Raw genomic sequence first — 25,872 nt, 5'->3', positions numbered from 1 at the left:
CTCAGCTCCCCCGATAGGTCGAGTAGCCGTAAGGCGAAATCAAGAGCGGGACGTGGTAGTGCCGTGCCTCCGCCATGCCGAAGCGGATCGGCACGATGTCGAGGAAAGCAGGTTGCGGCAGGTCGATCCCCTGGCCGCGCAGATAGTCGCCGGCGGCGAAGACCAGTTCATATTCGCCGGTGCGGAAATCGGCGCCGGCAAGCAGCGGCGCGTCGCAGCGCCCGTCATCGTTGGTGGCGACGGTCTTGAGGTGCGTGCGGCCCTGGCCCTCGATGCGAAAAAGGCCGATCGACAGGCCCTTTGCAGGCCGGCCGGCCGCGGTGTCGAGCACATGGGTCGTCAGGCGCCCGCCATCGGCTTTCGACGTCTCTGCCACTGGCCGCCTCCCATCCCGGTTCAGTTTCAGGTCAATTGTGCGCCAATTAAAGGCTATGCATAAGCCCCGGTCGAGCGGAGCGTGGCAAAAAGCACTTTCAAAAATTTTCGGGGGAATGCATGCGCACTCCTTTCGATATCTTCATCTCGACCATCGGGCAGGAGCGGCAATGCGTTACGATCGGGACATGCGCGGTTACGGGGCAAATCCGCCGGATCCGAAATGGCCCGGCGGCGCGCATGTCGCGGTGCAGTTCGTCGTCAACTATGAAGAGGGCGGCGAGAACTGCGTGCTGCATGGCGACAAGGCTTCGGAAGCCTTCCTGTCCGAAATCGTCGGCGCGGCGCCCTGGGTTGGCCAACGCCATTGGAACATGGAATCGATCTATGAATACGGCGCGCGGGCCGGCTTCTGGCGGCTCCACCGGCTGTTCACCGAAGCGCAGGTGCCGGTGACCTGCTATGGCGTCGCCACCGCGCTCGCGCGCTCGCCCGACCAGGTCGCGGCGATGCAGGAGGCCGGCTGGGAAATCGCCTCGCACGGCCTGAAATGGATCGACTATCGCGACCACTCGGCCGAGGACGAGCGGCGCGATCTCGAAGAGACGATCAAGCTGCATTACGAGGTGACCGGCGCGCGGCCGACCGGCTGGTACACCGGCCGCACTTCGGTCAACACGGTACGGCTCGTCGCCGAGGAAGGCGGCTTCGACTACGTCTCCGATACCTATGACGACGAACTGCCCTACTGGTTCGACCGCGACGGGCTGGAGAAGCCGCAGCTCATCATCCCCTACACGCTCGACGCCAATGACATGCGCTTCGCGACGCCGCAGGGCTTCAACTCCGGCGACCAGTTCTTCGCCTATCTGAAGGACAGTTTCGATACGCTCTATGCCGAGGGCAAGGCGGGCAGGCCGCGCATGATGAATATCGGCCTGCATTGCCGGCTGGTCGGCCGTCCCGGACGGGTCGCGGCGCTGAAGCGCTTCGTCGACTATGTGAAATCGCATGACAAGGTGTGGCTGACACGGCGCATCGACATCGCCAAACACTGGCGCGAGACGCACCCCTACGAGGCACCGGCGCTGCGGCCGTCGCGGATGGGGTTCGAGGAATTCGTGCATGCCTTCGGCGGAGTGTTCGAGCATTCGCCCTGGATCGCCGAGCGCGCCTACGAACTGGAACTCGGGCCCGCGCATGACAGCGCGGGCGGCCTGCACAATGCGCTCTGCCGCGTCTTCCGCGCGGCGAGCGAGGCCGAACGGCTTTCCGTCCTCAATGCCCATCCGGACCTCGCCGGCAAGCTGGCGGCGGCCAAGCGGCTGACGCCGGAATCGGCCAAGGAGCAGGCCTCCGCCGGGCTCGACGCGCTGACCGACAAGGAGCGCGAGCTGTTCTCGAAACTCAACGCCGCCTATGTCACCACCTTCGGCTTCCCCTTCATCATCGCGGTCAAGGGCAAGACCAAGGACGAAATCCTGGCGGAGTTCGAGGCGCGGATCGGCAACAGCCGCGGCGCCGAGTTCGAAACCGCCTGCAAACAGGTCGAACGCATCGCGCTGCTTCGCCTGAAAGACATGCTCCCACTCTAATGTTTGTTTTTCACGCAATTCCGTATGGAAGGCCACGGCGAAGCCGCCGACCTAACCGCTTCATACTTTTCCTGGAATTGCTCTGAGGGCCAGGACCGATGGATATGATCAAGACTGCCGAGCGAACCTATTACGCCCCGCATGGCGGCCATCCCGGCCAGAACGAGCTTCTGACCGGCCGCGCCGTCTTCACCGAGGCCTATGCAGTCATCCCCAGGGGCGTGATGAAGGACATCGTCACCAGCCCACTGCCGTTCTGGGACGAGACGCGGGCCTGGATCATCGCAAGGCCGCTCTCGGGCTTCGCCGAGACGTTCTCGCAATACATCGTCGAAGTTCTGCCTGGGGGCGGCAGCGACCGGCCCGAACTCGACGCTGGCGCCGAGGGTGTGCTGTTCGTCGTCGAGGGCGAGCTCACCGTTTCGCTTGCCGGCAAAAAACATGTACTTGCCCCCGGCGGCTTTGCCTTCCTGCCGCCGTCGAGCGGCTGGACGGTGCGCAACGAGAGCGGCAGCGCCGTTCGCTTCCACTGGATTCGCAAGGCCTATGAGGCGGTCGATGGCCTCGACGCGCCGGAAGCCTTCTTCTCCAGCGACCAGGACGTGGCGCCGAGCCCGATGCCAGGCACGGAAGGGCGCTGGGCAACGACCCGCTTCGTCGACCCGGCCGACATGCGCCACGACATGCATGTCACCATCGTGACGCTGAAGCCGGGTGCGGTTATCCCCTTCGCCGAAACCCATGTCATGGAGCATGGGCTCTATGTGCTGGAAGGCAAGGCGGTCTACCGCCTCAACCAGGACTGGGTCGAGGTCGAAGCCGGCGATTTCATGTGGCTGCGCGCCTTCTGCCCACAGGCCTGCTATGCCGGCGGCCCCGGCAATTTCCGCTACCTGCTCTACAAGGACGTCAACAGGCACGCCAGGCTTGCCGGCTATCTTGGGGGCAAGGCACGGTGAGCCGCATCGTCGCCCGACCGCTGACCCGCGAGAACTTCGCGCCCTTCGGCGACGTCATCGACATGGGCGGCGACAACCGCTACCCGATCAATGGCGGCAAGGCGATGCGCTATCACGACCTCGCCACCGCCGAGGCCGCAGGCCCGAATGCGCGCGTGCTGATCTCGATGGTGCGCGGCACGCCCTATGAGATGCCGCTCAAGCTCACCATGGTCGAGCGCCATCCGCTCGGCAGCCAGGCCTTCATCCCGCTGTCGCCGCGGCCGTTCCTGGTGGTCGTCTGCCATGACACCAAGGACGGTCCGGGTGAGCCGCATGCCTTTCTCGCCGGCCCCGGACAAGGCATCAACTACCGCCGCAACCTCTGGCACGGCGTGCTGACGCCGATCGGCGAGGAACAGGATTTCCTCATCGTCGACCGCGGCGGCGACGGCTCCAATCTCGAAGAGTTCCATTTCTCGCATCCTTACGAGATTCACCTTCCCTGAAAACTCGCGAATCCCATGACCGACATTTCGCTGATCGACCGCCTACTCGATGTGATCGAGCACGACATCGTGCCGAAGACGGCGCAAGGCGTCGCCCATGGCAACAAGCTGTTCGGCGCCGCGATCCTGCGGAAAGACGACCGTTCGCTGGTGCTGGCCGAGACCAACAACGAGATGGAAAATCCGCTCTGGCATGGCGAGGTGCACTGCCTGAAGCGCTTCTACGAGATGCCCAAGGCCGAGCGCATCGACACCAAGGATGCGCTGTTCGTCGCCACGCACGAGCCCTGCTCGCTCTGCCTGTCGGCGATCACCTGGACCGGTTTCGACAATTTCTACTACCTCTTCAGCCATGAGGATTCGCGCGACAGTTTTGCCATCCCGCATGATCTGAAAATCCTGAAAGAGGTCTTCACCCTGGATCCGGGCGGCTACAATGCTGAGAACGCCTATTGGAAGAGCTTTTCCATACGCAGGCTGGTCAGGGCTTTGCCCGACGCTGAGCGCAAGCGGCTGGAGGCTCGGATCGGCAGGATTTCGGCGCGCTATGACGAGCTGTCGGAGGCCTATCAGGCAAGCAAGGCCGACAACGACATTCCGCTGAACTGAAGTGTGTAGCCTACCTTACCTTCGCGTTTTTCAGCACTTCATTTATCCGAGCCTGCCAACCCTTGCCGGTCGCCTTGAATTTTCTGACAACGTCCTGGTCGAGGCGGATGGAGACGACTTGCTTTGGTTTCTCCAGGGCGGGTCGGCCACGGGAACGCCTTATGCTCTCGAAAAGTTCCGGGAGCGCTTCCGCGAAAGGCTTGGCTTGTGCCAGCTGTTCGTCGGTCGCCTCCCCGTCCTCGGGATCGGCAGCAATCTGTCTTTGAATTTCGGCTTCCTCGGCATCGGTAAGCCGCCGAATGTGTGACTTAGTGTTGCTCATATACGGACCTTTCCTTTCGGCTGGCATGACGCATCGAGATCACCGAGATCGCTTCGGAACCAAGCGGCTTGAAGATCACGGCGAGAATGATCTCTCCATATTCTCCAATCGCCTTCAGCCGACCGGCTTTGCCGGGAGGACGATTGACGTGGCAAAAAACTCGATATCGAGATCGGCGAAGTCGAGACCCCGGCTTGCGAGATTCGTCACCCGTTTTGGCTCATCCCAAACGATTTTCAGGCGAGATCATCCATTGTGTCTGCGTCGGACCACGTGAATAAACGTAATACATAAATTACCCGGGGGATGCAAGAGGAAGCCGGATAATCGAGGCTGCGTTCGCTAACGACCCAGGTCGCATTTTTTGATGCTCCAGTCGCGAATGGCGATTGAAAGTCGGCGCACCGCGTAGCGTTATGCGCCCCATGAAAACCGTCACCGAATTCCCCCGCAAAGTCGTCGAATTTCCCGATATGGGCATTGTCATGCCGGATGGCTGCCGGCTGTCGGCGCGCGTCTGGATGCCGGAGGACGCGACTGACGATCCGGTGCCGGCGATCCTTGAGCACCTGCCCTACCGCAAGCGCGACGGCACCATCTTTCGCGATCAGCTCACCCATCCCTATTTCGCCGGGCACGGCTACGCCTCGATCCGCGTCGACATGCGCGGCAATGGTGATTCCGAAGGGCTGATGGACGACGAATATTCCGAGCAGGAATTGCAGGACGCCTGCGACGTCATCGCTTGGGCGGCCGCGCAGCCCTGGTGCAACGGCAATGTCGGCATGATGGGCATTTCATGGGGCGGCTTCAACTGCCTGCAGGTGGCGGCGAAGCAGCCGCCGGCGCTGAAGGCGGTGATCAGCCTATGCTCGACGGTCGACCGCTATGCCGACGACATCCACTACAAGGGCGGCTGCCTGCTCTTGGAAAATTTCGGCTGGGCCTCGACGATGCTGTCCTATTCGTCGCGGCCTCCGGATCCGGCGATTGCCGGCGGCAACCGCTGGCGGGATTTGTGGCTTAACCGGCTGGAGAACCAGCCTTTCCTTCTGCCGCTCTGGCTCGGCCACCAGCATCGCGACGCCTATTGGAAACGCGGCTCGATCTGCGAGGATTTTTCGGCTGTTCAGGCGGCCGTGCTGTCGATCGGTGGCTGGCATGACGGCTACCGCAACACGATCTCCAATCTCGTCACCAACATCGAGTCGCCGGTCAAAGGTATCGTCGGTCCCTGGATCCACAAATACCCGCATTACGCCGGGCCCAAGCCGGCGATCGGCTTCCTGCAGGAAGCGCTGCGCTGGTGGGACCGCTGGCTGAAGGGCGCTGAAACCGGCGTCGAGGCCGATCCGGCCTACCGCGCCTACGTGATGGACAGCGTGCGCCCGGCGCGCTGGCATCCCGAGCGGCTGGGCCGCTGGGTGGCCGAGCAGACCTGGCCGTCGGCCAACATCAAGCTTGAGACGATCGAGCTCATCCCCGACGGCGCCAAGCCCGCGATCGTCGCGTCGCCGCAGACCTGCGGACTTGCCGGCGGCGAATATTTTCCCTTCACCTTCGGGCCGGAACTGCCGGGCGACCAACGCCCCGACGACGCGCTGTCGGTTTGTTTCGATCAACCCGAGCTCGGCGAAGCGATCGACATAGTCGGGGCGCCGGAGCTCGATGTCCAGCTTGCCTCCGACCGGCCGCAGGCCAACATCGCGGTGCGGCTCTGCGACGTGCATCCGGACGGCGCCTCGGAGCTGATCTCCTATGGCGTGCTCAATCTCACGCACCGCAACTCGCATGAATTCCCCGAACCGCTGGTTCCCGGGCAGACGGTTTCGGCGCGCGTCGTGCTCGACCAATGCGCCTATCGTGTGCCGGCCGGCCACAAATTGCGCATCGCCGTTTCGACCGCTTATTGGCCGATGATCTGGCCCTCACCGGAACCGGTACGGCTGGATCTCGTCAAGGCGACGCTGAAGCTGCCGCGGCGTCCGCTGGCAAGAGGGGATGAGGTTTCATTCCCTGAGCCGGAAGGCGCGACGCCGTGGGCGACCGAGACGATCAGGCAGCCGAATTCCGAACGCCATGTCGATCGCGACGAGAAGACCGGGCTGGTTAGGCTTTCCATAACCGACGATTTCGGCGAGGTGCGCGACATCGACCATGGGCTGGCCAATGGCAGCATCGTGCGCGAGACATGGACGATCCATCCCGACGACCCGCTGTCGGCCACCGGAGCCACGCATTGGACGCAGACCTTGTCGCGCAATGAATGGTCGGTGCGGACCGAGACTTTTGCCGAGATGCGATCGGACGCCGCAAACTTCATCGTCAGCGCCAGAATCGAAGCCTATGAGGGCGAAAAGCTGATCTTCAAACGCGACTTCGAGCAAGCGATTCCCCGCTCGCTGGTTTGAGTCGGAACAAGATTGGTCCAAATGCGACGTGCGATTTACGCCACCGTATGTCGCATTCGGTCTTGCCTGCCGCTTTCCCTTACGGTCATTATCTCCTCCAATAGCAAGAAACGACCATAAGGTCGGATACCCAGAGTGAGGAACCAGAATGTCCAACGAACTCGACTATCTCAGCCGGCGAGTCGCGGCCGGAAAACTTAGCCGTCGCGATTTTCTCGGTCGCGCCGCGGCGCTCGGCGTCACCGCTACCTTCGCCAACTCGCTGCTCTCCAGCGCCGTGCGCGCTGCCGGCCCGGTCAAGGGCGGCACGCTGAAGGCCGGCCTGGTCGGCGGAGAATCCACCAACAGCCTCGATCCGGCCCTGTTCATGACCCAGGTGCCCTTCGCCTTCGGCAAAATGTGGGGCGAATTGATCGTGGAGCTCTCGCCCGACGGCAAGCTGGAGAACCGCATCGCCGAGGAGATCGGCTCTTCGGACGACGCCAAGGTCTGGACGCTGAAAATCCGCGACGGCATCGAATTCCACAACGGCAAGACGGTTACCGCAGAAGACGTCGCTGCCACGCTCGAGCGTCATTCGGACGAGAAGTCCAAGTCCGGCGCGCTGGGCTACATGAAGGGCATCGACACCATCAAGGTCAACGGCAAGGAAGTGGTGCTGACGCTGAAGGAGCCCAACGCCGACCTCCCCTACCTCCTCAGCGACTATCACCTGATCGTGCAGCCGAACGGCGGCAAGGACAAGGCCGATGCGGGCATCGGCGCCGGTCCGTACAAGGTCAAGGTCAATGAGCCCGGCGTGCGCCATGGCGGCGAACGCTTCGCCAATTACTGGCAGGGCGACAAGATGGGCCACGCCGACCAGATCGAAATCATCGTCATCAACGATGCGACAGCGCGCACGGCGGCCCTGCAGGGCGGCCAGGTCAACATGATCAACCGCGTCGAGCCAAAGATCGTCGATCTGATCAAGCGCGTGCCTGGCGTCACCATCCGCAACCACTCCGGTCCGGGCCACTACGTGTTCATCATGCATTGCAACACGGCGCCGTTCGACAACAACGATCTCAGGATGGCGTTGAAGCTGGCGATCGACCGCGAGGAGATGTTGAAAAAAGTGCTACGCGGCTACGGCTCGCTCGGCAACGATTTCCCGATCAACGCCTCCTACCCGCTATTCACCGAGATCGAGCAGCGCAAGTACGATCCGGACAAGGCCAAATTCCACTACAAGAAGTCCGGCCATGACGGCCCTGTGCTGCTTAGGACCTCAGACGTCGCCTTCCCGGGCGCTGTCGATGCATCCCAGCTTTTCCAGCAGAGCGCCGCAAAGGCCGGCATCAAGATCGAGCTCAAGCGCGAGCCCGGCGACGGCTATTGGAACGAAGTCTGGAACAAGCAGCCCTTCTGCGCCTCCTATTGGGGCGGTCGCTCGACCCAGGACCAGATGTACTCGACCGCCTATCTGTCGACCGCCGATTGGAACGACACGCGTTTCAAGCGCCCGGACTTCGACAAGATGGTGCTGGCCGCGCGCGCCGAACTCGACGAGGCCAAGCGCAAGGCGATCTACCACGACATGGCCGTCATGGTGCGCGACGAAGGCGGCCTGATCCTGCCGATGTTCAATCAGTTCATCGACGCAACAGGCCCCAAGGTGGCTGGCTGGGTGGAGGATCCGCATCAGGAGCTTTGCAACGGCTACGCGCTGGCGAAGTGCTGGCTCGAAGCCTGAGCACGGCCTTGCGGAGATGTCCTCACCCATCGTGAAACTGGTGGCCCAGCGCATTGCGCTGGGCATCCTCCTTCTGCTGGCCGTTTCGGTCCTGATCTTCGCCGGCACGCAGATTCTGCCCGGCGACGTCGCGCAAGCCATCCTTGGACAATCGGCGACCCCGGAGTCGCTGGCCAATCTGCGCGAGCAGCTCGGGCTCAACCAGCCTGCCTATATCCGTTACTTCCACTGGCTGGGCGGCGTGCTGACCGGCGATCTCGGCACCGCCATGTCGAGCGGCCAGGACATCGCGACTTCGATCAAGGAACGGCTGTGGAATACGCTGTTCCTGGCCTTCTGGGCGGCCATCGTGGCTATCCCGCTGGCGATCACGCTTGGGTTGATCGCGGTGCGCTACCGCAATGGCTGGGTCGACAAGCTGATCTCCGGCGTGGCGCTTGCCTCGACCTCCTTCCCGGAGTTCTTCATCGGCTATCTGCTCGTCTTCTACTTCGCAGTCCAGCACCAGTGGTTCCCGGCCATCTCAACCGTCTATGACGGAATGCCTTTGGGTGAGCGCCTGCAGGCTATCGCGCTGCCTGCGGCGGCGCTGACTCTGGTGGTGCTCGCCCATATGATGCGCATGACGCGTGCGGCGATCCTCAACGTCATGCAGTCGGCCTATGTCGAGACGGCGGAACTCAAGGGGCTGTCGGCCGCTGCCGTTATCCGCAAGCATGCCTTCCCGAACGCGATCGCGCCGATCATTAACGTCGTCATGCTCAACCTTGCCTATCTGGTGGTCGGCGTCGTCGTGGTCGAGGTGATCTTTGTCTATCCAGGCATGGGGCAATATCTGGTCGACCACGTCACGAAGCGCGACGTGCCGGTCGTGCAGGCGGTCGGCTTGATCTTCGCCGCCGTCTATATCACCCTCAACATCATCGCAGACATTGCGGCGATCGTCGCCAATCCGCGACTCAGGCATCCGAAGTAGGGGGCGGCCGATATGCTCGATATCAGACGCATCCCCCTGCCATCGCTGGTCGGCCTGGTGCTGACCGCGCTGTTCGTGCTGGCGGCAATCTTCGCGCCCTTGATCGCGCCGCACGGCAACGCCGAGATCATCGGCGACGTGTGGGAGCCGATGTCGGCCGCGCACTGGCTGGGCACCGACAATCTCGGCCGCGATCTGTTGTCGCGCATGATCTACGGCGCCCGCATCACGCTGTTCATCGCAGTGCTGGCGACGGCGCTGTCGTTCTCGCTCGGCGCCATTCTCGGCTTTTCGGCGGCGGTATTCGGCGGCTGGTACGACACGATCCTGTCGCGGCTCGTCGACCTCCTCATGTCGATCCCGACGCTGATCATGGGCCTCGTCGTGCTTTCGGTGCTGCCGTCGAACCTAGTGACGCTGATCCTGGTCATGGGCATCCTCGATTCGACCCGCGTCTACCGACTGTCGCGCGCGGTCGCCGTCGACATCAACGTCATGGACTATGTCGAGGCAGCGAAGCTGCGCGGCGAAGGCAGCGGCTGGATCATCTTCCGCGAGATCCTTCCCAATGCGCTGTCGCCGCTGGTCTCGGAACTAGGCCTGCGCTTCATCTATGCCGTGCTGTTCCTGTCGACACTGTCCTTCCTCGGCCTCGGCGTGCAGCCGCCGGATGCCGACTGGGGCGGCATGGTCAAGGAGAACAAGGACGGCATCGTGTTCGGCATTCCGGCGGCGCTCATCCCGGCGGCGGCGATCGCGGCACTGGCGATCTCGGTCAATCTCGTCGCCGACTGGGTGCTCAATCGCACGACGAGCCTGAAGGGAGGACGCGGCTGATGGTTGACGGCAAAGCAAAGTCCGGTCCTCTCCTCGACATCCGCAACCTGCGCATCGAAGCGACGGTCTATCCGCCGGGCGAAGCACCTAGGACCATCACGCTTGTCCACGACGTTTCGCTGACGCTGGAGAAGGGCAAGGTGCTTGGGCTGATCGGCGAGTCCGGCGCCGGCAAGTCGACCATCGGCCTGTCGTCGATGGGCTATGGCCGCGGCGGCGTTCGGATTACCGGCGGCGAGGTCATCCTCAACGGCCGCGACATACTGAAAGGCGGCAAGGAAGGCCTGCGCAAGCTGCGCGGCCGCGAAGTCTGTTATGTCGCCCAGTCGGCTGCGGCGGCCTTCAATCCGGCGCACCGGCTGATGGACCAAGTGGTGGAGGCTACCCTCCTGCACGGCACCGCGACCCGCGCCGAAGCCGAGAAACGCGCCGTCGCCCTGTTCAGGAAGCTCAGCCTGCCCAATCCCGAAACGATCGGCCAACGCTTCCCGCACCAGGTATCGGGCGGCCAGCTGCAGCGCGTGATGACGGCGATGGCGTTGTGCTCGGAGCCGGACCTGATCGTCTTCGACGAGCCGACGACGGCCCTCGACGTGACGACGCAGATCGACGTGCTGTCAGCGATCAAGGATGCCATCCGCGACACCCATGTCGCGGCCCTTTACATCACCCACGATCTAGCCGTCGTGGCACAAGTGTCCGACGAGATCATGGTGCTGCGTCACGGTCGGCTCGTCGAATGGGGCGGCACCCGCCAGATCATCAAGGAGCCGCGCCAGGAATACACCAACGCCCTGGTCTCGGTGCATCAGATCGAACACCAGGAACAGCAGCCGGGCACGACGCCGATGCTATCGGTGAAGAACGTGACGGCCGCCTATGGCGGCGGCCACGTCAAGGTGCTGAAGAACGTTTCGGTCGACATCTTTCCGGGCCAGACGCTGGCCGTGGTCGGCGAGAGCGGTTCCGGCAAATCGACGCTGGCGCGCGCCATCACCGGTCTCTTGCCGCCCGAGAAAGGTAGCGTCGTCTTCGACGGCCGCACGCTTGCCAACAGGCTCGCCGACCGGCCGAAGGAGGACCTTCGCCAGCTGCAGATGATCTACCAGATGGCCGACGTGGCGATGAATCCGCGCCAGACGGTAGGCACCATCATCGGCCGGCCGCTGGAGTTCTATTTCGGCATGAAGGGCCGCGAGCGCGACAAGCGCGTCGCCGAACTGCTCGACGAGATCGAGATGGGCAAGGGCTTCATCGACCGCTATCCGGCCGAGCTTTCCGGCGGCCAGAAGCAGCGCGTCTGCATCGCCCGCTCGCTCGCCGCCAAGCCGAAGCTGATCATCTGCGACGAGGTGACCTCGGCGCTCGATCCGCTGGTCGCCCACGGCATCCTCAAGCTGCTGCTCAACCTGCAGCAGATCGAGGAGGTGGCCTACCTCTTCATCACCCACGACCTCGCGACGGTGAAGTCGATCGCCGATTCGATCGCGGTGATGTATCGCGGCGAGGTGGTGCGCTACGGCTCCAAGAGCAAGGTTCTGACGCCGCCCTTCGACGCCTACACCGACCTTCTGTTGTCCTCCGTTCCCGAAATGGAAATCGGCTGGCTGGAGAAGGCCATCAAGGGCCGGCGCATGGAAAGCGCCGGCAACTGACGCAATTCCCGCAGAACTGTTAAGCGGCTTTCCGCACGGAGTAGCGTCGCCGCCAACACCAAGAAGGTCGGTGGCTGGTGAAGAACCCCGATGGCGAGATGACGGACGGCTACGCGCTCTGCGAGTGCTGGCTGAACGCCTGATATCACGCTATCCAAGGGCGCCGCGTGTCCGCGACACGCGGCGCTCTCGTTTCGAAGAACAATCCCAGGAACGTTCCGTGGCGCTCAAATCCAAACTGCTGCTCATCATCCTCGACGGCGTGCCCTACCGGAACTGGCGCCGGCTGATGGGCAATCTCGAGGGCTGGGCACAATCGGGCGAGGCGCAGGTGTGGAAGATGCGCTCGGTGCTGCCGTCGACGTCCGCCTGCTGCTACGCCTCGATCCACACCGGTGTCACGCCGCAGGTGCACGGCATTCTTTCCAACGAGAACCGCTTTCGCGTCACGCAGCCGGACATTTTTTCGGAAGTGAGCAAGGCCGGCGGCAGGACGGGCGCCGTGACCCATTCCTACTGGTCGGAATTCTTCCGCTCGTATCCGTTCGACCTTATCGAGGACATGGAGTTCGACGAGCCAAGCGGGCCGATCACGCATGGCCGCTTCCACACCATGACCGGCTACAATCTCAAGAATCAGATGACGCCAAGCGATGTCGACCTGTTCGCGACGCTGACGATGCTGACCAAACGCCATCGCATCGACTACGGCATCCTGCACACCTGCACGCTGGATTCGATGGGTCACCGCTTCGGCCATGACTGCCACGAGATGGACCATGCCTGCTACGCCATGGACGGCATGCTCGCTGCCTTCCTGCCGCAATGGCGCCAAGCCGGCTATGAAGTGATCGTGACGGCCGACCATGGCCAGACCGATCGCGGCCACCATGGCGGCCATGATGACGAGATGCAGGATTTCGCGCTCTATTATTTCGGGCCTGCGAAGGGGCCCGAGGCCGACACGCTGCTCGACCAGCTGCAGCTCGCGCCAACAGTGCTGAGCCGGCTTGGCGTGACGATACCGGAGACGATGAAGGCGAAGGCGTTTTTGGGGTAAGCGCCACCTTCCCTTCTCCCCCCTGTGCGGAGAAGGTGGATCGGCGCGCAGCGCCGAGACGGATGAGGGGTGTTCCAGCGCAGTGAGACGTCGGCATTCCCTGGAGCACCCCTCATCCGTCGCCTTCGGCGACACCTTGTCCCACAAGGGGAGAAGGAAAAGCGTCCCTACTGGCAACCTCCCCGCTCTTCAGTTAGCCTCCAAAGAATCCTTGGCGGAGGGTGAACCTTTTTGGACCGATCAGCGACAGAGCTTCGAGGAGCCAGGCGGCTCGATCGGCCATGAATGCGGCGACGGAAACCGATCGCGCGCTTGTGGACCGGGTCGCGAAGGGCGACCGGGCCGCCGTCCGGCTCCTGTTCATGCGTCACCACGCGCGGATCTACCGCTTCGTGGCGCGCCAGACGGGATCGGAAATGATGGCCGACGATATCACGAATGAGGTTTTTCTGGAGCTGTGGAAACAGGCGCCCAGTTTCGAGGGCCGCTCTGAAGTTTCCACGTGGCTGCTCGGCATCGCCCGCTTCAAGGCGCTATCCATGCTGCGCAAGAAGAAGGAAGATTGGATCGACGACGACGACGCCGCGCAAGTTCCCGACGGCGCCGACACGCCGGAAGTCGTGACCATGAAGGAAGACAAGGCCGCCGCCTTGCGGCGCTTCATCGATGCCCTGCCGGAGGAACACCGCACGGTGATCGACCTTGCCTATTATCATGGCCAGTCGGTGACCGAGATCGGCGAGGTGCTCGACATCCCGGTCGCGACGGTCAAGACCAGGATGTTCTACGCCCGCAAGAAACTCGGCGAAGCCCTCAAGGCCGCCGGTTACGACAGGGGTTGGCCATGAGCGCCGCTGAAAAGATGTCGCGTCGCGACGAGATGGAAACGCTGCTGCCGTTCTACCTGAACGGCTCGCTGGAAGGCGCCGAGCTGGAGGCCGTCGAGGAGTGGCTGGCCACCGATCCGGCGGCGATGAATGCGCTTGGCGAAGCGGAGGCCGAGTTCTCCGGCACCGCAGCCGCCAACGAGGCGATCCGGCCGCCCGCCGACGCGTTCTCCCGCTTCTCCAAGGCGCTGGACGCCGAGGCCGGTCCGGTGCGAACGCCCGGCCAATCCTGGCTGGCAAGAGTCTTCGGCCGGGTGACGGCAATGCCTGCCGGTGTCGCCTGGGCGGCTGCCGCGGCGCTGCTTGCGTTGGTCATCGTGCAGTCCTTCGAACAGCCGGGCGGCAAGGGTAACGACTTCGAAGTGGCCGGCGCCCAGGACGATCTGGCGAAGCTGCCTTTCGCGCTGGTCAAGTTCAAGCCGGACGCCAAAATGGCCGATATCGCCGCCTTCCTGGGCCAGAACGGGTTGAAGATCGCCGGCGGCCCGACCGCGGACGGCGTATTCCACCTGACGATCCCGGCCAGCACGGCAGCCGACTATGACAGGCTCGTCGGCCTCATTGCTGCCCAGCCTTTCGCGGAGGCTGTGGTGCAGGGAAGGAAACCGGCCGATGGCGGCTAAAGCGGTCATTCTGCATGCGGCGCTCCTTGCGGCGGCGGCATTTGTCGCCGCGCCTGCCTCCGCGCAGACCAACGATCCGAACCTGACGCAAAAACAGCTCGATTGCCTGGACCGCACGACGGCGGCCGGCGGCGACTGCGACAAGGACGGCGGTGCCAGGAATGGCGGCGCGACGCCGGGCACGGCCACCGGCGGCGCGGTGTTCCTGCCGGCGCTGATCGTTGACCTGTTCCCGAATCCGCCGGCGGGCGCCGCCCCGCAAACGCCGGCGAACGGAACATCGTCATCGAACGGTTCCGGCACCACGCCGCCGCCCGCGCCGGCGCCGAGCGGACCCGTCACGGTGCCGCAAGGCCTCAACCTGGCGGAGCCGCCGCGCGCGATCGCCGGCGAGTTCGTGCCCGACGAGGTGCTGGTGACGGTCGACGGCGGCGCCGGCGTCGTACAGCAGATCGCCAATTCCTTCGGCCTGCAGGTGCGCTCGCAGCGCCAGTCGCTGCTGCTCGGCACCACCTTGGTGCGCTTCGGCATCACCGACGGGCGGCCGGTCGGCGTCGTGCTGGCGCAGCTGGCAGCCGATGGGCGCACGCAGCGGCGCGAGCCCAACCATATCTATTCGCTGCAGCAGGCGGCGGGCATCGTCAACTACGCCTTCGAGCGCATCGCGCTCGATGCCAAGCAGGCGAGCGGCGAGAATGTGCGGGTCGCCGTCATCGACACCGGCATTGACGACAGGAACCCGGCGCTCGCCGGCGTCATCGCCGGCCAATACGATGCCATGCCGAACGTGCCGATCGAGAAGCGCGACCACGGCACCTCGGTCGACGGACTGATTGCCGGTGTCGGTCCGCTGGAAGGCATGGCGCCCGGCGCCAAAATCTATCACGCCCGCGCCTTCGAAGGCGGCAAGTCGACCATGGACGTCATCCTGTCGGCGCTCGACTGGGCGGCCGAGCAGAATGTGCGCATCATCAATATGAGCTTCGTCGGCCCGAAGAACGACCTGCTCGGCACCGCCTGCCGCAATGCGCGGGCGATGGGCATGGTGCTGGTGGCCGCCGCTGGCAACAACGGCCCGAAAGCGCCCTATGGCTATCCGGCCGCCTTCGACGGCGTGATCGCGGTGACCGCCACCGACGCCAAGGACGGGCTGATGCCGCAAGCCAATCGCGGCGCCTATGTCTTCATCTCGGCGCCGGGCGTCGAGATGGTGGCGCCGAGCGGCGCCGGCTCGGACGTCGTCACCGGCACCTCCTTCGCCGCCGCGATCGTGTCCGGCGCCATCGCCAATCTGATCCACGCCGCGCCCGACCGCTCTGCCGACGACATCGAGAAGGCGCTGGCGGCCACGGCCAAGGATCTGGGGCCGAAGGGGCGGGACAGTGATTTCGGCTATGGGTTGCTGGACATCAAGGCGGCCGGAGCGGCGAAGGAGTAAATCAAAGCAGTCGGCTATCAAAACGCCGCAGCAACCAGTTGCCCATTTAAAGCGCGGGACCTAGCCGGACAGGACTTCCATCATAGAAACGCGACAATCGAAAACGGCTGAGGTCGTGGCCGGTTTCATTTCCCTGGATCATGTCGCAGACGACGCGGCCGATGCCAGGCCCGATACCGAATCCGTGGCCGCTCATGCCCGTCGCGACGAAAAGACCGCCGATCGCCTGGACCCGATCCACGACGGGAACGACATCGGGCATGGCGTCGATCATGCCGCCCCAGCCGGCCTTCAGGCGAACCGTCTCGAACCGGGGGAAAAGCTGTTTGAAATTGCGCTCGATCGAGCGAAGCTTTGCCGGCTCAGGGGCTGGGTTGAGCACGCGCATTCTTTCGAAAGGGCTTGCGGAATCCGGCGCCCAATCGCGTGGCGTCGACCAGCCGTCCGGGTAGCCTGACGGAGCGAACGGGAAATAGCGCGTTCCGAACGGATTGTCCCTGAGGGCGGGAATATACTTGGTGAAGTGCCGGAATGCGTCAGGCCCCAGGTAAAGCAAGTGGCTGCCGCCCGCAGCGAGCGTATATCCGCCATCCTGCCTGCGCCTGAAAGCGATGTGGTCGTTAGCGGCCGCGCCTCGATAGACCTCAGGCATGGGTTCTGTGGCGGCCACGGTAACGCGGACGCTGAGCTGGGGGATGGCTACGCCATGTCTCGCCAGGAACAGGGACGACCAGGCGCCGCCCGCGACCAGCACGGTTGAGGTCTCGATATATCCCGCCTCGGTCCAAACGCCCTTGATCCTGCCGGCTGCGATCTCGAGGGTGCGCGCCGCGCAATTCTCCACGATCCTGGCGCCTTTTCGCACGGCAAGCCTGGCTAACGCAGGCACCGCCAACCAAGGTTCCGCGCGCATATCGGAGGGCGTCGTCATCGCGCCCTTGAACCTGCGCGACATGCCGGTGATGAGTTTTGCGGTCTCGTCGGCGCCCAGGAGGCGTGTGTCGAGCTCATGGATCGCGGCGATCCTCATGAATTCTTCGAACTTGGCCATATCCTTGTCGGCGTTCGCCAGGTAGGTCACGCCTGTCTGGTTGAGCCCGATGTCCTCGCCGCATTCCTCGGCCAGTTGCCGCCATAGGCGAATGGCCTCGATGACGATCGGCAGCTCATCCGCGTCCCGTCCCTGCTTTCTGATCCACCCCCAATTGCGAGAGGACTGTTCGGCCGCAACGCGGCCTTTTTCCAGCAGCGTCACCGGAATGTTTCGGGAAGCAAGGAAGAGGGCCGTCGTTACGCCGATGATCCCGCCGCCGACGATCACCACCTCCGAAGCCTTCGGCGGAGGACCGGGGTACTGGACTGGATCCGCTTCGGTGAATGGGAATGTCGGCAAATGGCGCATCCGGAAGGACTGGTTGACGGTTCTGGCTTACCGGTTGTCACCGTCCAATATCAGGAGCAGCCGAAGGCTGACCGTTGTCCCACGGCAGTTGCCCGGAATGAGTCAGTGGCGAAGCTGTTGGATTAGGCGCCTATATCGGCGCTCCGGCCACCGATCCCCTGACGATCAGATCTACCGGCCAGACCTCACCGCGAGCCCCCTCTTCCAACCCCGATATCCGCGCCGCGAGCCGTTCTGCGACACGTGCGCCGGCGAGGCGGATCGAGGAGCGTGTCGTCGACAGCGGCACCGGGAAATTCTCCGGCCGCAGCCAGGGGAAGACGTCGTCATGGGCGATCAGCGAGAGGTCTCCCGGAACGGTGAGGCCGAGATCGCGCACGGCGCGCACCACACCCAGCGCCATGATCAGGCTGGAGCAGACGATCGCCGTCGGCGGCTCAGCCTCCTCGAGCAGGCGGCGGGCGGCCCGGTAGCCGTTTTCCTCGGTCATCGCCACCGAGCGGATGTGGCGTTCGCCGAGCGTCAGTCCGTTCGCGGCAAGCGCGCGGCGCATGCCGCGCTCGCGGTGGATGGCGAAGGTCTCGCGCTCGTTGCCGTTGATCAGCGCCAGGCGCTTGTGGCCGAGCTGGATCAACAGCCTCGACGCTTCGTGGAAGGCGCCCTCATTGTCGATGTCGAGATAGGGATAGTCGAAATCGAAGCCTTCGCTGCGGCCATGGACGATGAAAGGGATGCCCAGCGTGTTGACCAGCGCCAGCCGCTTGTCGGCCGGCCGCGGCGAGGACAGGTAGACGGCGTCGACCTGGCGGTTGGCGACGATGCGCCGGTAGGTCGTCTCTTCGTCATCAGCATCGGCGGGCGAAAGCACAAGGTCGAGCTCGTGCGCACGGGCATAGTCGCCGAGGCCGGAGAGGAATTCGACGAAGTGCGGATCGATGTCGACGGCGGCCCCGGTCGGCAGCACATAGCCGATCATTCCCGACTTGCCGGTGGCGAGCCGGCGCGCGCTGGGGTTCGGCCGGTAGCCATGGCGCTTGGCGGCATCCATAACCCGGCGCCGGGTCTCCTCGTTGACCTCGGGGTAGCCGTTCAGCGCCCGGCTTACCGTGGTCTGCGAGAGCGACAGCATATGCGACAGCTGCTTGAGGTTCATCGGAGGCCCTCCAGCCTCAAAGCGCTTTCAATTTTGAATCGATCTGACGATTGTTGGCGAGATCATCAAGCAGGACGACCTTAGAGGCCAGACAGCGTCGTTTGAAGCAAAATTGCTGCTGCAGCGCCAAAAAAGCATGCTGCGCTGCACTTTTTTCGCTTAATCGTCTCCCATTTAAATCGATTAATGACGTCGCCCACTTGACTCCAAGGCGATTCAATGGCGAGATCAAAATAGCCAAAGCGCTTTGGAAGTCTCTTCGAAAGGTTGCGGTTGCCCTTTCGCTGAGTCACAGTTCCGCGGCGTCGGCGGACGAAATGGAGGTTTCGTCCTTTTTGTGATCACTGGGAGGACTTGCGATGAAGAAAATGCTTCTCTTGGGTGCGGCGTTCGCGGCACTCACCCTCAGCCTGCCGGCGCAAGCCGAACTGAAGTTCAAGCCGGGCGAGGATTCGAAATTTCATTGGGCCAATTACGACGACCTCAAGAAGGTCGACCTCAAGGGCGAGACGCTGACGATCTTCGGGCCGTGGCGCGGCGAGGACGAGGCGCTTGTCCGATCCGTTCTCGACTATTTCCAGGAAGCGACCGGCGCTGAGGTGAAATATTCCTCGTCCGAGAATTATGAGCAGCAGATCGTCATCGACACCCAGGCCGGCAGCCCGCCCAACATCGCCGTCCTGCCGCAGCCCGGCCTCATCCAGGATCTTGCTTCCAAGGGCGTGCTGACCCCGCTGGGCGACGACGTCGCGGCCTGGATCAAGGAAAATTACGCCGCCGGCGACTCCTGGGCCAAGCTCGGCACCTATACGGGCAAGGACGGCAAATCGGGCTTCTATGCCTTTCCCTACAAGATCGACGTGAAGGGGCTCGTCTGGTACTCGCCCGACAATTTCGACGAGGCCGGCTACAAGGTGCCGAAGACCCAAGAAGAACTCGCCGATCTGGAGAAGAAGATCGTCGCCGACGGCGGCAAGCCCTGGTGCATCGGGCTGGGTTCGGGCGGCGCCACCGGTTGGCCGGCGACCGACTGGGTCGAGGACATCATGCTGAGGACGCAGCCGCCGGAAGTCTACGACAAGTGGGTGAAGAACGAGATCCCGTTCACCGACCCGGCCGTGGTCAACGCCATCGACATCTTCCGCAAGATCGCCACCGACGACAAGATGGTGGACGGCGGCGCCAAGGCGGTCGCGGCGACCGACTTCCGCGACAGTCCGAAGGGCCTCTTCACCGTGCCGCCCAAGTGCTACATGCACCACCAGGCATCGTTCATCCCGTCCTTCTTCCCGGAAAACGTGAAGCTCGGCCAGGACGCCGACTTCTTCCCCTACCCGCCTTACGCCTCCAAGCCGGAACTGGGCACGCCGCTGGAAGTGGCCGGAACGCTGGTGATGATCACCAAGGATTCCAAGGCCTCGCGCGAGTTCATCAAGTTCCTCGAGATGCCGCTCGCGCATGAATTGTGGATGGCGCAGAAGAGCTTCGTCACCCCCTTCAAGGCAGCCAACAAGGAGGCCTATGGCAGCGACGCGCTGAAGAAGCAGGGCGAGATCCTGGTCGGCGCCACGACGGTTCGGTTCGACGGATCCGACCTGATGCCGGGCAAGATCGGCGCGGGTTCGTTCTGGACCGGCATGGTCGACCTGGTGGGCGGCAAGTCCGCGCAGGACGTCGCCGCCGACATCCAGAAAAGCTGGGACGGCATCAAATAGCATCCTGAAATCTTCCTAATCCTCCTATTGGACCCGGGCTACGGCCCGGGTCCGACCGGCGGTCCGCGCCGGAAGCCTTCGCGTTTCGATTGTTCCGAATAACCGAAAGTCGGTGCATCCGATCGCCAGCCTCGGCCGGCCGGTCATGCGCAGGGAGAGGGACCCATGGCGGCTCAGATTTTCTCGGCCATATTCGTCATCATCATCGGCGTCGGCGGCTGCGTCGCCTATTTCTGGGGCGCCAACAAACTGCTCGATCTAGTCTTCCCGTCACGCGGCGTCTCAGGCACCGCCGCCGTCGACAATTTGCGCCGCCAGGGAATGGTGCGGCCCTGGCTGTTCGTCGGGCCGGCGATGATCATCCTAGCCATCTACCTGATCTACCCGGTGATCGCGACGCTGTGGCTCTCCTTCTTCGACCGCGGCGGCACCAATTTCGTCGGGCTCGCCAATTATGAATGGGCGGTCAGCGATCATGATTTGCGCAATTCGATCTTCAACAACATCCTGTGGCTGGCCGTGGTGCCGGCTGCCTGCACCTTCCTCGGCCTGATCATCGCCGTGCTCACCGACAAGATCTGGTGGGGCACCATCGCCAAGAGCCTGATCTTCCTGCCGCTGGCGATCTCCTTCGTCGGCGCCAGCGTGATCTGGAAATTCATCTACGAGTACCGTGGCGAGGGCCAGGTGCAGATCGGCCTGCTCAACGCCATCATCCAATATTTCGGCGGCCAGCCGCAGGTCTGGATATCGCTGCCGTTCTGGAACAATTTCTTCCTGATGATCATCCTGATCTGGATCCAGACCGGCTTTGCGATGGTCATCCTGTCGTCGGCGCTGCGCGGCATTCCGGAAGAGACGCTGGAAGCGGCCGTGATCGACGGCGCCAACCCGTTCCAGATCTTCTGGAAGATCATGGTGCCGCAAATCTGGGGCACGATCGCCGTGGTGTGGACCACCATCACCATCCTGGTGCTGAAAGTGTTCGACATCGTGCTGACCATGACCAACGGCCAGTGGAATACACAGGTGCTCGCCAATCTGATGTTCGACTGGATGTTCCGCGGCGGCGGCGATTTCGGCCGCGGCGCGACCATCGCCATCATCATCATGATCGCGGTCATCCCGATCATGGTCTGGAACATCCGCCAGGCCAACAAAGAGACGGGAGGGCACTGAGATGGCGACCAAGACAGGAAAGTCCTTTGCCGGCCGCTTCGGCGTCCATATCGCCGTGCTCGTCTTCGTGGCGATCTGGACCATCCCCACCCTCGGCATCCTCGTCTCGTCGCTGCGCGACAAGGACCAGATCGTCGCCTCCGGCTGGTGGAACTCCTTCGCCAGCTCCAGCCAGAGCGAGGCGGGACGGCTGCCGGGCGCGTCGGCGCAAACCCAGAAGGACGGCAAATACGTCATCGAGGGCAATATCTTCGGCGATGGCCTCAAGCGCGAGATCAGCGCCTTCGGCGTCAAGTCCTCCGCGCCGACGCAGTACAAGGCGGGATCGGTTGCCGACCTCGATGACGGCGTCACGCTGCAGATGAATGCCGACGGCGGCTTCGTGCTGTCGTCGCCGAAGGCCTTCGAGGGCGACCGCGGCCAGCGCGTCTATTTCGCCTCCTCGGCGCCGCCGAAATTCACCACGGACAACTACGATGCGGTGCTGTTTTCCGAAGGCATCGGCCGCTCGTTCATGAACTCGCTGACGGTGACCATCCCGGCGACGATCATCCCAATCCTGATCGCAGCCTTCGCAGCCTACGCCCTGGCCTGGATGCGCTTTCCCGGACGGCCGCTGCTGATCGCGGTGATCATCGGCCTTCTGGTGGTTCCGCTGCAGATGTCGCTGATCCCGCTGCTCAGGCTCTATAACGGGGTCGGCGCCTTCTTCGGCGTGCCGTCCAAGACCTATCTCGGCATATGGCTGGCACATACCGGCTTCGGCCTGCCTTTCGCCATCTACCTGCTGAGGAGCTATATCGCCGGCCTGCCGCGCGAGATCATGGAATCGGCACGCATCGACGGCGCCAGCGACTTCGAGATCTTCGTCAAGATCGTGCTGCCGCTGTCCTTCCCGGTGCTTGCCTCCTTCGCCATCTTCCAGTTCCTGTGGGTATGGAACGATCTACTGGTGGCGATGGTTTTCCTCGGCACGGCGCCCGATCAGATCGTGCTGACGGCCAAGCTCAACGCGCTGCTCGGCTCGCGCGGCGGCAAGTGGGAGATCCTGACCACATCGGCGTTCATCACCATTATCGTGCCGCTGTTCGTGTTCTTCTCGCTGCAGCGCTATTTCGTCCGCGGGCTGCTTGCCGGCTCGGTGAAAGGAGGTTGAAGACATGCAATCGGCTTTGAAGGCGACGTCGCAGCCAGACCCGGCCGTGGACCGCGACTGGTGGCGGGGCGCGGTGATCTACCAGATTTACCCGCGCTCCTATCAGGACTCCAACGGCGACGGCATCGGCGACCTGAAGGGCATTGTTCAGCGCCTGCCCTATATCGCTTCGCTCGGCGTAGACGCCATCTGGATCTCGCCCTTCTTCAAATCGCCGATGAAGGATTTCGGCTATGACGTGTCGGACTATTGCGACGTCGACCCGATGTTCGGAACGCTCGCCGATTTCGACGCGCTGGTGACGGAAGCCCATCGGCTGGGGCTCAAGGTGATGATCGACGAGGTGCTGTCGCACACCGCCGATATCCACCCCTGGTTCAAGGAAAGCCGTTCCAGCCGCAACAATCCGAAAGCCGACTGGTATGTGTGGGCGGACGCAAAGCCCGACGGCACGCCGCCCAACAACTGGCTGTCGATCTTCGGCGGCTCGGCCTGGCAGTGGGACACCAGCCGCCAGCAGTATTACATGCACAATTTCCTGGCCGAGCAGCCCGACCTCAACTTCCACAACGCAGAAGTTCAGGACGCGCTGCTCGACATCACCCGCTTCTGGCTGGAGCGCGGCGTTGACGGCTTCCGCCTCGACACGATCAATTTCTACTTCCACAGCCAGGGGCTGGAGGACAATCCGCCGCTGCCGCCGGAACAGCGCAACGACCAGACGGCGCCGGCGGTCAATCCCTACAATTACCAGGACCATATCTACGACAAGAGCCGGCCGGAGAATCTCGGCTTCCTGGAGCGCTTCCGCGCGCTTCTCGACGAATATCCGGCGCAGGCGGCCGTCGGCGAGGTGGGCGATTCCCAGCGCGGCCTGGAGGTGGTCGCCGCCTACACCGCCGACGGCAAGCGCGTCCATATGTGCTATTCCTTCGACTTCCTGGCGCCGGAGAAGATCAGCGCGGCGAAAGCGCGCGCGGTGCTGGAGGCCTTCGGCACGGTCGCCAGTGACGGCTGGTCGTGCTGGGCCTTCTCCAACCATGACGTGATGCGGGTTGCCTCGCGCTGGGCCGCCAACGAGGCGGATCCGACCGCCTATCTGAAGGTGATCTCGGCGCTTTTGATGTCGCTGCGCGGCTCGGTCTGCATCTATCAAGGCGAAGAGCTCGGCCTTGGCGAGGCGGAGCTGAAGTTCGAGGACCTGCAGGATCCCTACGGCATCCGGTTCTGGCCGGAGTTCAAGGGTCGCGACGGCTGCCGCACGCCGATGGTTTGGGACGCGGCCGCCAAAAATGGCGGTTTCTCGACCGCCAAGCCGTGGCTGCCGGTGCCGGGCAAGCACCTGTCGCAGGCGGTCAACGTGCAGCAAGGCGACGCAAGCTCGCTGCTCGAACATTACCGCCGCTTCCTAGCCTTCCGGCGCCAGCATCCGGGGCTGACCAAGGGCGACATCAACTTTATCGAAAGCGATGGCGACACCGTCGCCTTCACGCGCCGCGAGGGCAATGAGCGGATCGTCTGCGCCTTCAATCTCGGCAGCAAGCCCTCCGAGGTCGATCTCGGCAAAGGTGCGCTGCAACCCTTGCCCGGGCACGGCTTTTCGGGACAGACTGGCAGCGGGCCGGTCCGCCTCGGCGGCTACGGCGCCTGGTTCGGACGCATCGACTGAACTTCTAAAACAGGGATCAACGGGAGAAGAAAAACATGGCCGATGTCACGCTCAGCCAGGTGAAGAAATCATACGGCAACCTCAACATTCTCCACGGCATCGACCTCGATATCAAATCAGGCGAGTTCATCGTCTTCGTCGGGCCGTCGGGTTGCGGCAAGTCGACCTTGCTGAGGTCGATCGCCGGCCTCGAGGAGATCACGTCGGGCGAGCTGAAGATCGACGGCGAGGTGGTGAACGACGTGCCGCCGTCGAAGCGGGGCATCGCCATGGTGTTCCAGTCCTATGCGCTCTATCCGCATATGACAGTTTACGACAACATGGCCTTCTCGATGAAGATCGGCAAGGAAAGCAAGGCCGAGATCGACAAGCGCGTGCGCCAGGCGGCGGAGATCCTGCAACTGACCAAATATCTCGACCGCCTGCCCAAGGCGATGTCGGGCGGCCAGCGCCAGCGCGTCGCCATCGGCCGTGCCATCGTGCGGAACCCGAAGGTGTTCCTGTTCGACGAGCCGTTGTCGAATCTCGACGCAGCACTGCGCGTCGCCACCCGCATCGAGATCGCCAAGCTCAAGGAATCGATGCCGAACACCACCATGATCTACGTCACGCACGACCAAGTCGAGGCGATGACGCTGGCGGACCGCATCGTGGTCTTGAAGGAAGGCGTTATCGAGCAGGTCGGCACGCCGATGGAACTCTACAAGCGGCCCGGCAACCTGTTCGTCGCCCAGTTCATCGGCTCACCGGCCATGAACATATTGCCGGCAAAGATCGAGAAGGCCGGCAATCCGACCGTGGTCAGCCATGTCGGCGGCCGCAAGGCGACGGTGCCGATCGCGACGCCGGCCTCGGCCAATGGCGCGGCGGTCAGCTTCGGCGTGCGGCCGGAGGATCTGGCGATTGCCACAGGCGCGGACTTTCTGTTCGAAGGCAAGGTCGACTATATCGAGCAGCTCGGCGAGGTTCAGCTCGTCTATATCGATATCGGCCGCGCCGACCTGCCGCTGGTTGCCAAGCTGCCGGGCAATGTCGAGGTCAAGCGCGGCGAGACGCTGCGGCTCAACGCCGGCGCCGGCGATCTGCACATCTTTGACGCCGACGGCCATTCCTTCACGCTGCATCGCGAGGAAGCAAAGGCTGCCTGACGCTAGAGAGTTTCACCGTTTCACCGAAACGGCGAAACTCTCTATCTCTTTGTTTTCACGCAATTCCGGACGGAAAACCGCTTACACTTTTCCTGGAATTGCTTTATCGGCAGGCTGGCTTTCCCGGCAAAAAAGAGAGCGGCGGGCCTGGCCCGCCGCTCTCTCTTTCAAATCACAGTCGGCTGTCAACGGTTGCCAAAGTGGTCGCGGTCGGCACCCTGAGGCGCCGACTTCTGCACGTCGCGCGACGAGTTCAGCAGCTTGTAGACAGGCGAGTCGGTGCCGATCGACGACGTAGGGGTGGTATCGACCGCCGGGGCCGGCTGGTTGACGCCACTGTTGTTGTAATTGTCGCTGCCCGCAAAAGCAGCGCCGGAAACGGCCAGCAGGGCGGCCGTGGCAAGAACGATCTTCTTCATTTCAGTGCTCCTGAATCTTGTGGTCCGACCGATGCGGCGGGCGAGCCCGCCGCCGGTTCAA

The 25,872-nt window shown here is 63.4% G+C and carries 24 protein-coding genes and 1 pseudogene; 18 read left to right on the top strand and 7 right to left on the bottom strand.

The window, feature by feature from the left end; translation table 11 throughout:
- Position 1: 1 nt before the first annotated feature.
- Entirely contained in the window at positions 2 to 376 is a 375-nt protein-coding gene (gene uraH / locus LB520_RS15505) for a hydroxyisourate hydrolase (protein WP_224532603.1), read from the bottom strand.
- A 169-nt stretch (positions 377 to 545) separates the two neighbouring features.
- Here uraH and puuE point away from each other — a divergent pair, with 169 nt between their 5' ends.
- From puuE to LB520_RS15485, 4 genes are all read left to right on the top strand, one after another.
- Positions 546 to 1,970: an allantoinase PuuE gene (gene puuE / locus LB520_RS15500; protein ID WP_224638061.1), complete on the top strand. Its 1,425-nt coding sequence runs from the start codon at positions 546 to 548 to the stop codon at positions 1,968 to 1,970.
- Between the two features lie 98 nt (positions 1,971 to 2,068).
- On the top strand, positions 2,069 to 2,929 hold the full coding sequence (locus tag LB520_RS15495; RefSeq protein WP_224638060.1) for a bifunctional allantoicase/(S)-ureidoglycine aminohydrolase: 861 nt from the start codon (positions 2,069 to 2,071) through the stop codon (positions 2,927 to 2,929).
- Positions 2,926 to 3,417, top strand: coding sequence for an ureidoglycolate lyase (locus LB520_RS15490; RefSeq protein ID WP_140844707.1), 492 nt, complete (start codon positions 2,926 to 2,928; stop codon positions 3,415 to 3,417). Before LB520_RS15495 ends, LB520_RS15490 begins: the two co-directional genes overlap by 4 nt.
- Positions 3,418 to 3,432: 15 nt before the next feature.
- On the top strand, positions 3,433 to 4,026 hold the full coding sequence (locus tag LB520_RS15485; protein WP_224638059.1) for a nucleoside deaminase: 594 nt from the start codon (positions 3,433 to 3,435) through the stop codon (positions 4,024 to 4,026).
- 10 nt (positions 4,027 to 4,036) lie between these two features.
- Here the strand turns inward: LB520_RS15485 and LB520_RS15480 are convergent, their stop codons facing one another.
- Together LB520_RS15480 and LB520_RS15475 are read right to left on the bottom strand one after the other, a co-directional pair.
- Complete coding sequence (locus LB520_RS15480; RefSeq protein ID WP_140679043.1) at positions 4,037 to 4,348, bottom strand: BrnA antitoxin family protein; 312 nt, start codon at positions 4,346 to 4,348, stop codon at positions 4,037 to 4,039.
- Positions 4,335 to 4,588: pseudogene (locus LB520_RS15475) on the bottom strand (BrnT family toxin). Before LB520_RS15475 ends, LB520_RS15480 begins: the two are co-directional and overlap by 14 nt.
- Before the next feature lie 185 nt (positions 4,589 to 4,773).
- On the opposite strand from LB520_RS15475, the gene LB520_RS15470 reads away from it, so the two are divergent.
- From LB520_RS15470 to LB520_RS15430, 9 genes are all read left to right on the top strand, one after another.
- Positions 4,774 to 6,759: a CocE/NonD family hydrolase gene (locus LB520_RS15470; RefSeq protein ID WP_224638058.1), complete on the top strand. Its 1,986-nt coding sequence runs from the start codon at positions 4,774 to 4,776 to the stop codon at positions 6,757 to 6,759.
- 148 nt (positions 6,760 to 6,907) lie between these two features.
- Positions 6,908 to 8,494: an ABC transporter substrate-binding protein gene (locus LB520_RS15465; RefSeq protein ID WP_095769414.1), complete on the top strand. Its 1,587-nt coding sequence runs from the start codon at positions 6,908 to 6,910 to the stop codon at positions 8,492 to 8,494.
- Positions 8,495 to 8,510: 16 nt separating this feature from the next.
- Positions 8,511 to 9,470, top strand: a complete 960-nt coding sequence (locus tag LB520_RS15460; protein WP_095769415.1) for an ABC transporter permease — start codon at positions 8,511 to 8,513, stop codon at positions 9,468 to 9,470.
- A gap of 12 nt (positions 9,471 to 9,482) precedes the next feature.
- Positions 9,483 to 10,307, top strand: coding sequence for an ABC transporter permease (locus LB520_RS15455; protein WP_224532594.1), 825 nt, complete (start codon positions 9,483 to 9,485; stop codon positions 10,305 to 10,307).
- Complete coding sequence (locus LB520_RS15450; protein ID WP_224638057.1) at positions 10,307 to 11,962, top strand: ABC transporter ATP-binding protein; 1,656 nt, start codon at positions 10,307 to 10,309, stop codon at positions 11,960 to 11,962. Before LB520_RS15455 ends, LB520_RS15450 begins: the two co-directional genes overlap by 1 nt.
- 220 nt (positions 11,963 to 12,182) lie before the next feature.
- Positions 12,183 to 13,022, top strand: coding sequence for an alkaline phosphatase family protein (locus LB520_RS15445; RefSeq protein WP_224638056.1), 840 nt, complete (start codon positions 12,183 to 12,185; stop codon positions 13,020 to 13,022).
- Positions 13,023 to 13,303: 281 nt separating this feature from the next.
- Positions 13,304 to 13,870: a sigma-70 family RNA polymerase sigma factor gene (locus tag LB520_RS15440; protein WP_224638055.1), complete on the top strand. Its 567-nt coding sequence runs from the start codon at positions 13,304 to 13,306 to the stop codon at positions 13,868 to 13,870.
- On the top strand, positions 13,867 to 14,532 hold the full coding sequence (locus LB520_RS15435) for an anti-sigma factor (protein WP_224638054.1): 666 nt from the start codon (positions 13,867 to 13,869) through the stop codon (positions 14,530 to 14,532). Before LB520_RS15440 ends, LB520_RS15435 begins: the two co-directional genes overlap by 4 nt.
- The gene (locus LB520_RS15430; RefSeq protein ID WP_224638053.1) at positions 14,522 to 15,970 is read left to right on the top strand and encodes a S8 family serine peptidase; all 1,449 of its coding nucleotides are present in this window, start codon (positions 14,522 to 14,524) and stop codon (positions 15,968 to 15,970) included. Before LB520_RS15435 ends, LB520_RS15430 begins: the two co-directional genes overlap by 11 nt.
- A 46-nt stretch (positions 15,971 to 16,016) precedes the next feature.
- Here LB520_RS15430 and LB520_RS15425 read toward each other — a convergent pair whose 3' ends face one another.
- The 3 genes from LB520_RS15425 to LB520_RS15415 form a co-directional block, all read right to left on the bottom strand.
- Positions 16,017 to 17,363: an NAD(P)/FAD-dependent oxidoreductase gene (locus LB520_RS15425; protein WP_224638052.1), complete on the bottom strand. Its 1,347-nt coding sequence runs from the start codon at positions 17,361 to 17,363 to the stop codon at positions 16,017 to 16,019.
- Positions 17,364 to 17,502: 139 nt separating this feature from the next.
- Positions 17,503 to 18,525, bottom strand: coding sequence for a substrate-binding domain-containing protein (locus LB520_RS15420; protein ID WP_224638051.1), 1,023 nt, complete (start codon positions 18,523 to 18,525; stop codon positions 17,503 to 17,505).
- 16 nt (positions 18,526 to 18,541) lie between these two features.
- Entirely contained in the window at positions 18,542 to 18,766 is a 225-nt protein-coding gene (locus LB520_RS15415; RefSeq protein ID WP_224638050.1) for a hypothetical protein, read from the bottom strand.
- A 118-nt stretch (positions 18,767 to 18,884) separates the two neighbouring features.
- On the opposite strand from LB520_RS15415, the gene LB520_RS15410 reads away from it, so the two are divergent.
- The 5 genes from LB520_RS15410 to LB520_RS15390 all read left to right on the top strand — a co-directional run bounded on the left by LB520_RS15410 (position 18,885) and on the right by LB520_RS15390 (position 25,392).
- Entirely contained in the window at positions 18,885 to 20,240 is a 1,356-nt protein-coding gene (locus LB520_RS15410; RefSeq protein WP_224638049.1) for an ABC transporter substrate-binding protein, read from the top strand.
- Between the two features lie 165 nt (positions 20,241 to 20,405).
- Positions 20,406 to 21,419, top strand: a complete 1,014-nt coding sequence (locus LB520_RS15405; RefSeq protein ID WP_095768190.1) for a carbohydrate ABC transporter permease — start codon at positions 20,406 to 20,408, stop codon at positions 21,417 to 21,419.
- A 1-nt stretch (position 21,420) separates the two neighbouring features.
- Positions 21,421 to 22,575 (top strand): carbohydrate ABC transporter permease, encoded by a 1,155-nt coding sequence (locus tag LB520_RS15400; RefSeq protein ID WP_224638048.1) that lies wholly within the window; start codon positions 21,421 to 21,423, stop codon positions 22,573 to 22,575.
- A gap of 4 nt (positions 22,576 to 22,579) precedes the next feature.
- Complete coding sequence (locus tag LB520_RS15395) at positions 22,580 to 24,244, top strand: alpha-glucosidase (RefSeq protein WP_224638047.1); 1,665 nt, start codon at positions 22,580 to 22,582, stop codon at positions 24,242 to 24,244.
- Between the two features lie 35 nt (positions 24,245 to 24,279).
- Positions 24,280 to 25,392, top strand: a complete 1,113-nt coding sequence (locus tag LB520_RS15390; protein WP_224638046.1) for an ABC transporter ATP-binding protein — start codon at positions 24,280 to 24,282, stop codon at positions 25,390 to 25,392.
- Between the two features lie 185 nt (positions 25,393 to 25,577).
- On the opposite strand, the gene LB520_RS15385 is transcribed toward LB520_RS15390, so the two are convergent.
- Positions 25,578 to 25,811: a DUF680 domain-containing protein gene (locus LB520_RS15385; protein ID WP_095768186.1), complete on the bottom strand. Its 234-nt coding sequence runs from the start codon at positions 25,809 to 25,811 to the stop codon at positions 25,578 to 25,580.
- Between the last annotated feature and the right edge of the window lie 61 nt (positions 25,812 to 25,872).

This window comes from Mesorhizobium sp. CA12, from assembly GCF_020165255.1.
Taxonomy (GTDB): Bacteria; Pseudomonadota; Alphaproteobacteria; order Rhizobiales; family Rhizobiaceae; genus Mesorhizobium.
This window is presented reverse-complemented; position numbering and strand designations above follow the sequence as displayed.

Coding starts and splice junctions, on each gene's coding strand:
- puuE (WP_224638061.1), top strand. CDS start 546: ATGCGTTACGATCGGGACATGCGCGGTTACGGGGCAAATCCGCCGGAT.
- LB520_RS15495 (WP_224638060.1), top strand. CDS start 2,069: ATGGATATGATCAAGACTGCCGAGCGAACCTATTACGCCCCGCATGGC.
- LB520_RS15485 (WP_224638059.1), top strand. CDS start 3,433: ATGACCGACATTTCGCTGATCGACCGCCTACTCGATGTGATCGAGCAC.
- LB520_RS15480 (WP_140679043.1), bottom strand. CDS start 4,348: ATGAGCAACACTAAGTCACACATTCGGCGGCTTACCGATGCCGAGGAA.
- LB520_RS15470 (WP_224638058.1), top strand. CDS start 4,774: ATGAAAACCGTCACCGAATTCCCCCGCAAAGTCGTCGAATTTCCCGAT.
- LB520_RS15465 (WP_095769414.1), top strand. CDS start 6,908: ATGTCCAACGAACTCGACTATCTCAGCCGGCGAGTCGCGGCCGGAAAA.
- LB520_RS15460 (WP_095769415.1), top strand. CDS start 8,511: ATGTCCTCACCCATCGTGAAACTGGTGGCCCAGCGCATTGCGCTGGGC.
- LB520_RS15455 (WP_224532594.1), top strand. CDS start 9,483: ATGCTCGATATCAGACGCATCCCCCTGCCATCGCTGGTCGGCCTGGTG.
- LB520_RS15450 (WP_224638057.1), top strand. CDS start 10,307: ATGGTTGACGGCAAAGCAAAGTCCGGTCCTCTCCTCGACATCCGCAAC.
- LB520_RS15440 (WP_224638055.1), top strand. CDS start 13,304: ATGAATGCGGCGACGGAAACCGATCGCGCGCTTGTGGACCGGGTCGCG.
- LB520_RS15435 (WP_224638054.1), top strand. CDS start 13,867: ATGAGCGCCGCTGAAAAGATGTCGCGTCGCGACGAGATGGAAACGCTG.
- LB520_RS15430 (WP_224638053.1), top strand. CDS start 14,522: ATGGCGGCTAAAGCGGTCATTCTGCATGCGGCGCTCCTTGCGGCGGCG.
- LB520_RS15420 (WP_224638051.1), bottom strand. CDS start 18,525: ATGAACCTCAAGCAGCTGTCGCATATGCTGTCGCTCTCGCAGACCACG.
- LB520_RS15410 (WP_224638049.1), top strand. CDS start 18,885: ATGAAGAAAATGCTTCTCTTGGGTGCGGCGTTCGCGGCACTCACCCTC.
- LB520_RS15405 (WP_095768190.1), top strand. CDS start 20,406: ATGGCGGCTCAGATTTTCTCGGCCATATTCGTCATCATCATCGGCGTC.
- LB520_RS15400 (WP_224638048.1), top strand. CDS start 21,421: ATGGCGACCAAGACAGGAAAGTCCTTTGCCGGCCGCTTCGGCGTCCAT.
- LB520_RS15395 (WP_224638047.1), top strand. CDS start 22,580: ATGCAATCGGCTTTGAAGGCGACGTCGCAGCCAGACCCGGCCGTGGAC.
- LB520_RS15390 (WP_224638046.1), top strand. CDS start 24,280: ATGGCCGATGTCACGCTCAGCCAGGTGAAGAAATCATACGGCAACCTC.
- LB520_RS15385 (WP_095768186.1), bottom strand. CDS start 25,811: ATGAAGAAGATCGTTCTTGCCACGGCCGCCCTGCTGGCCGTTTCCGGC.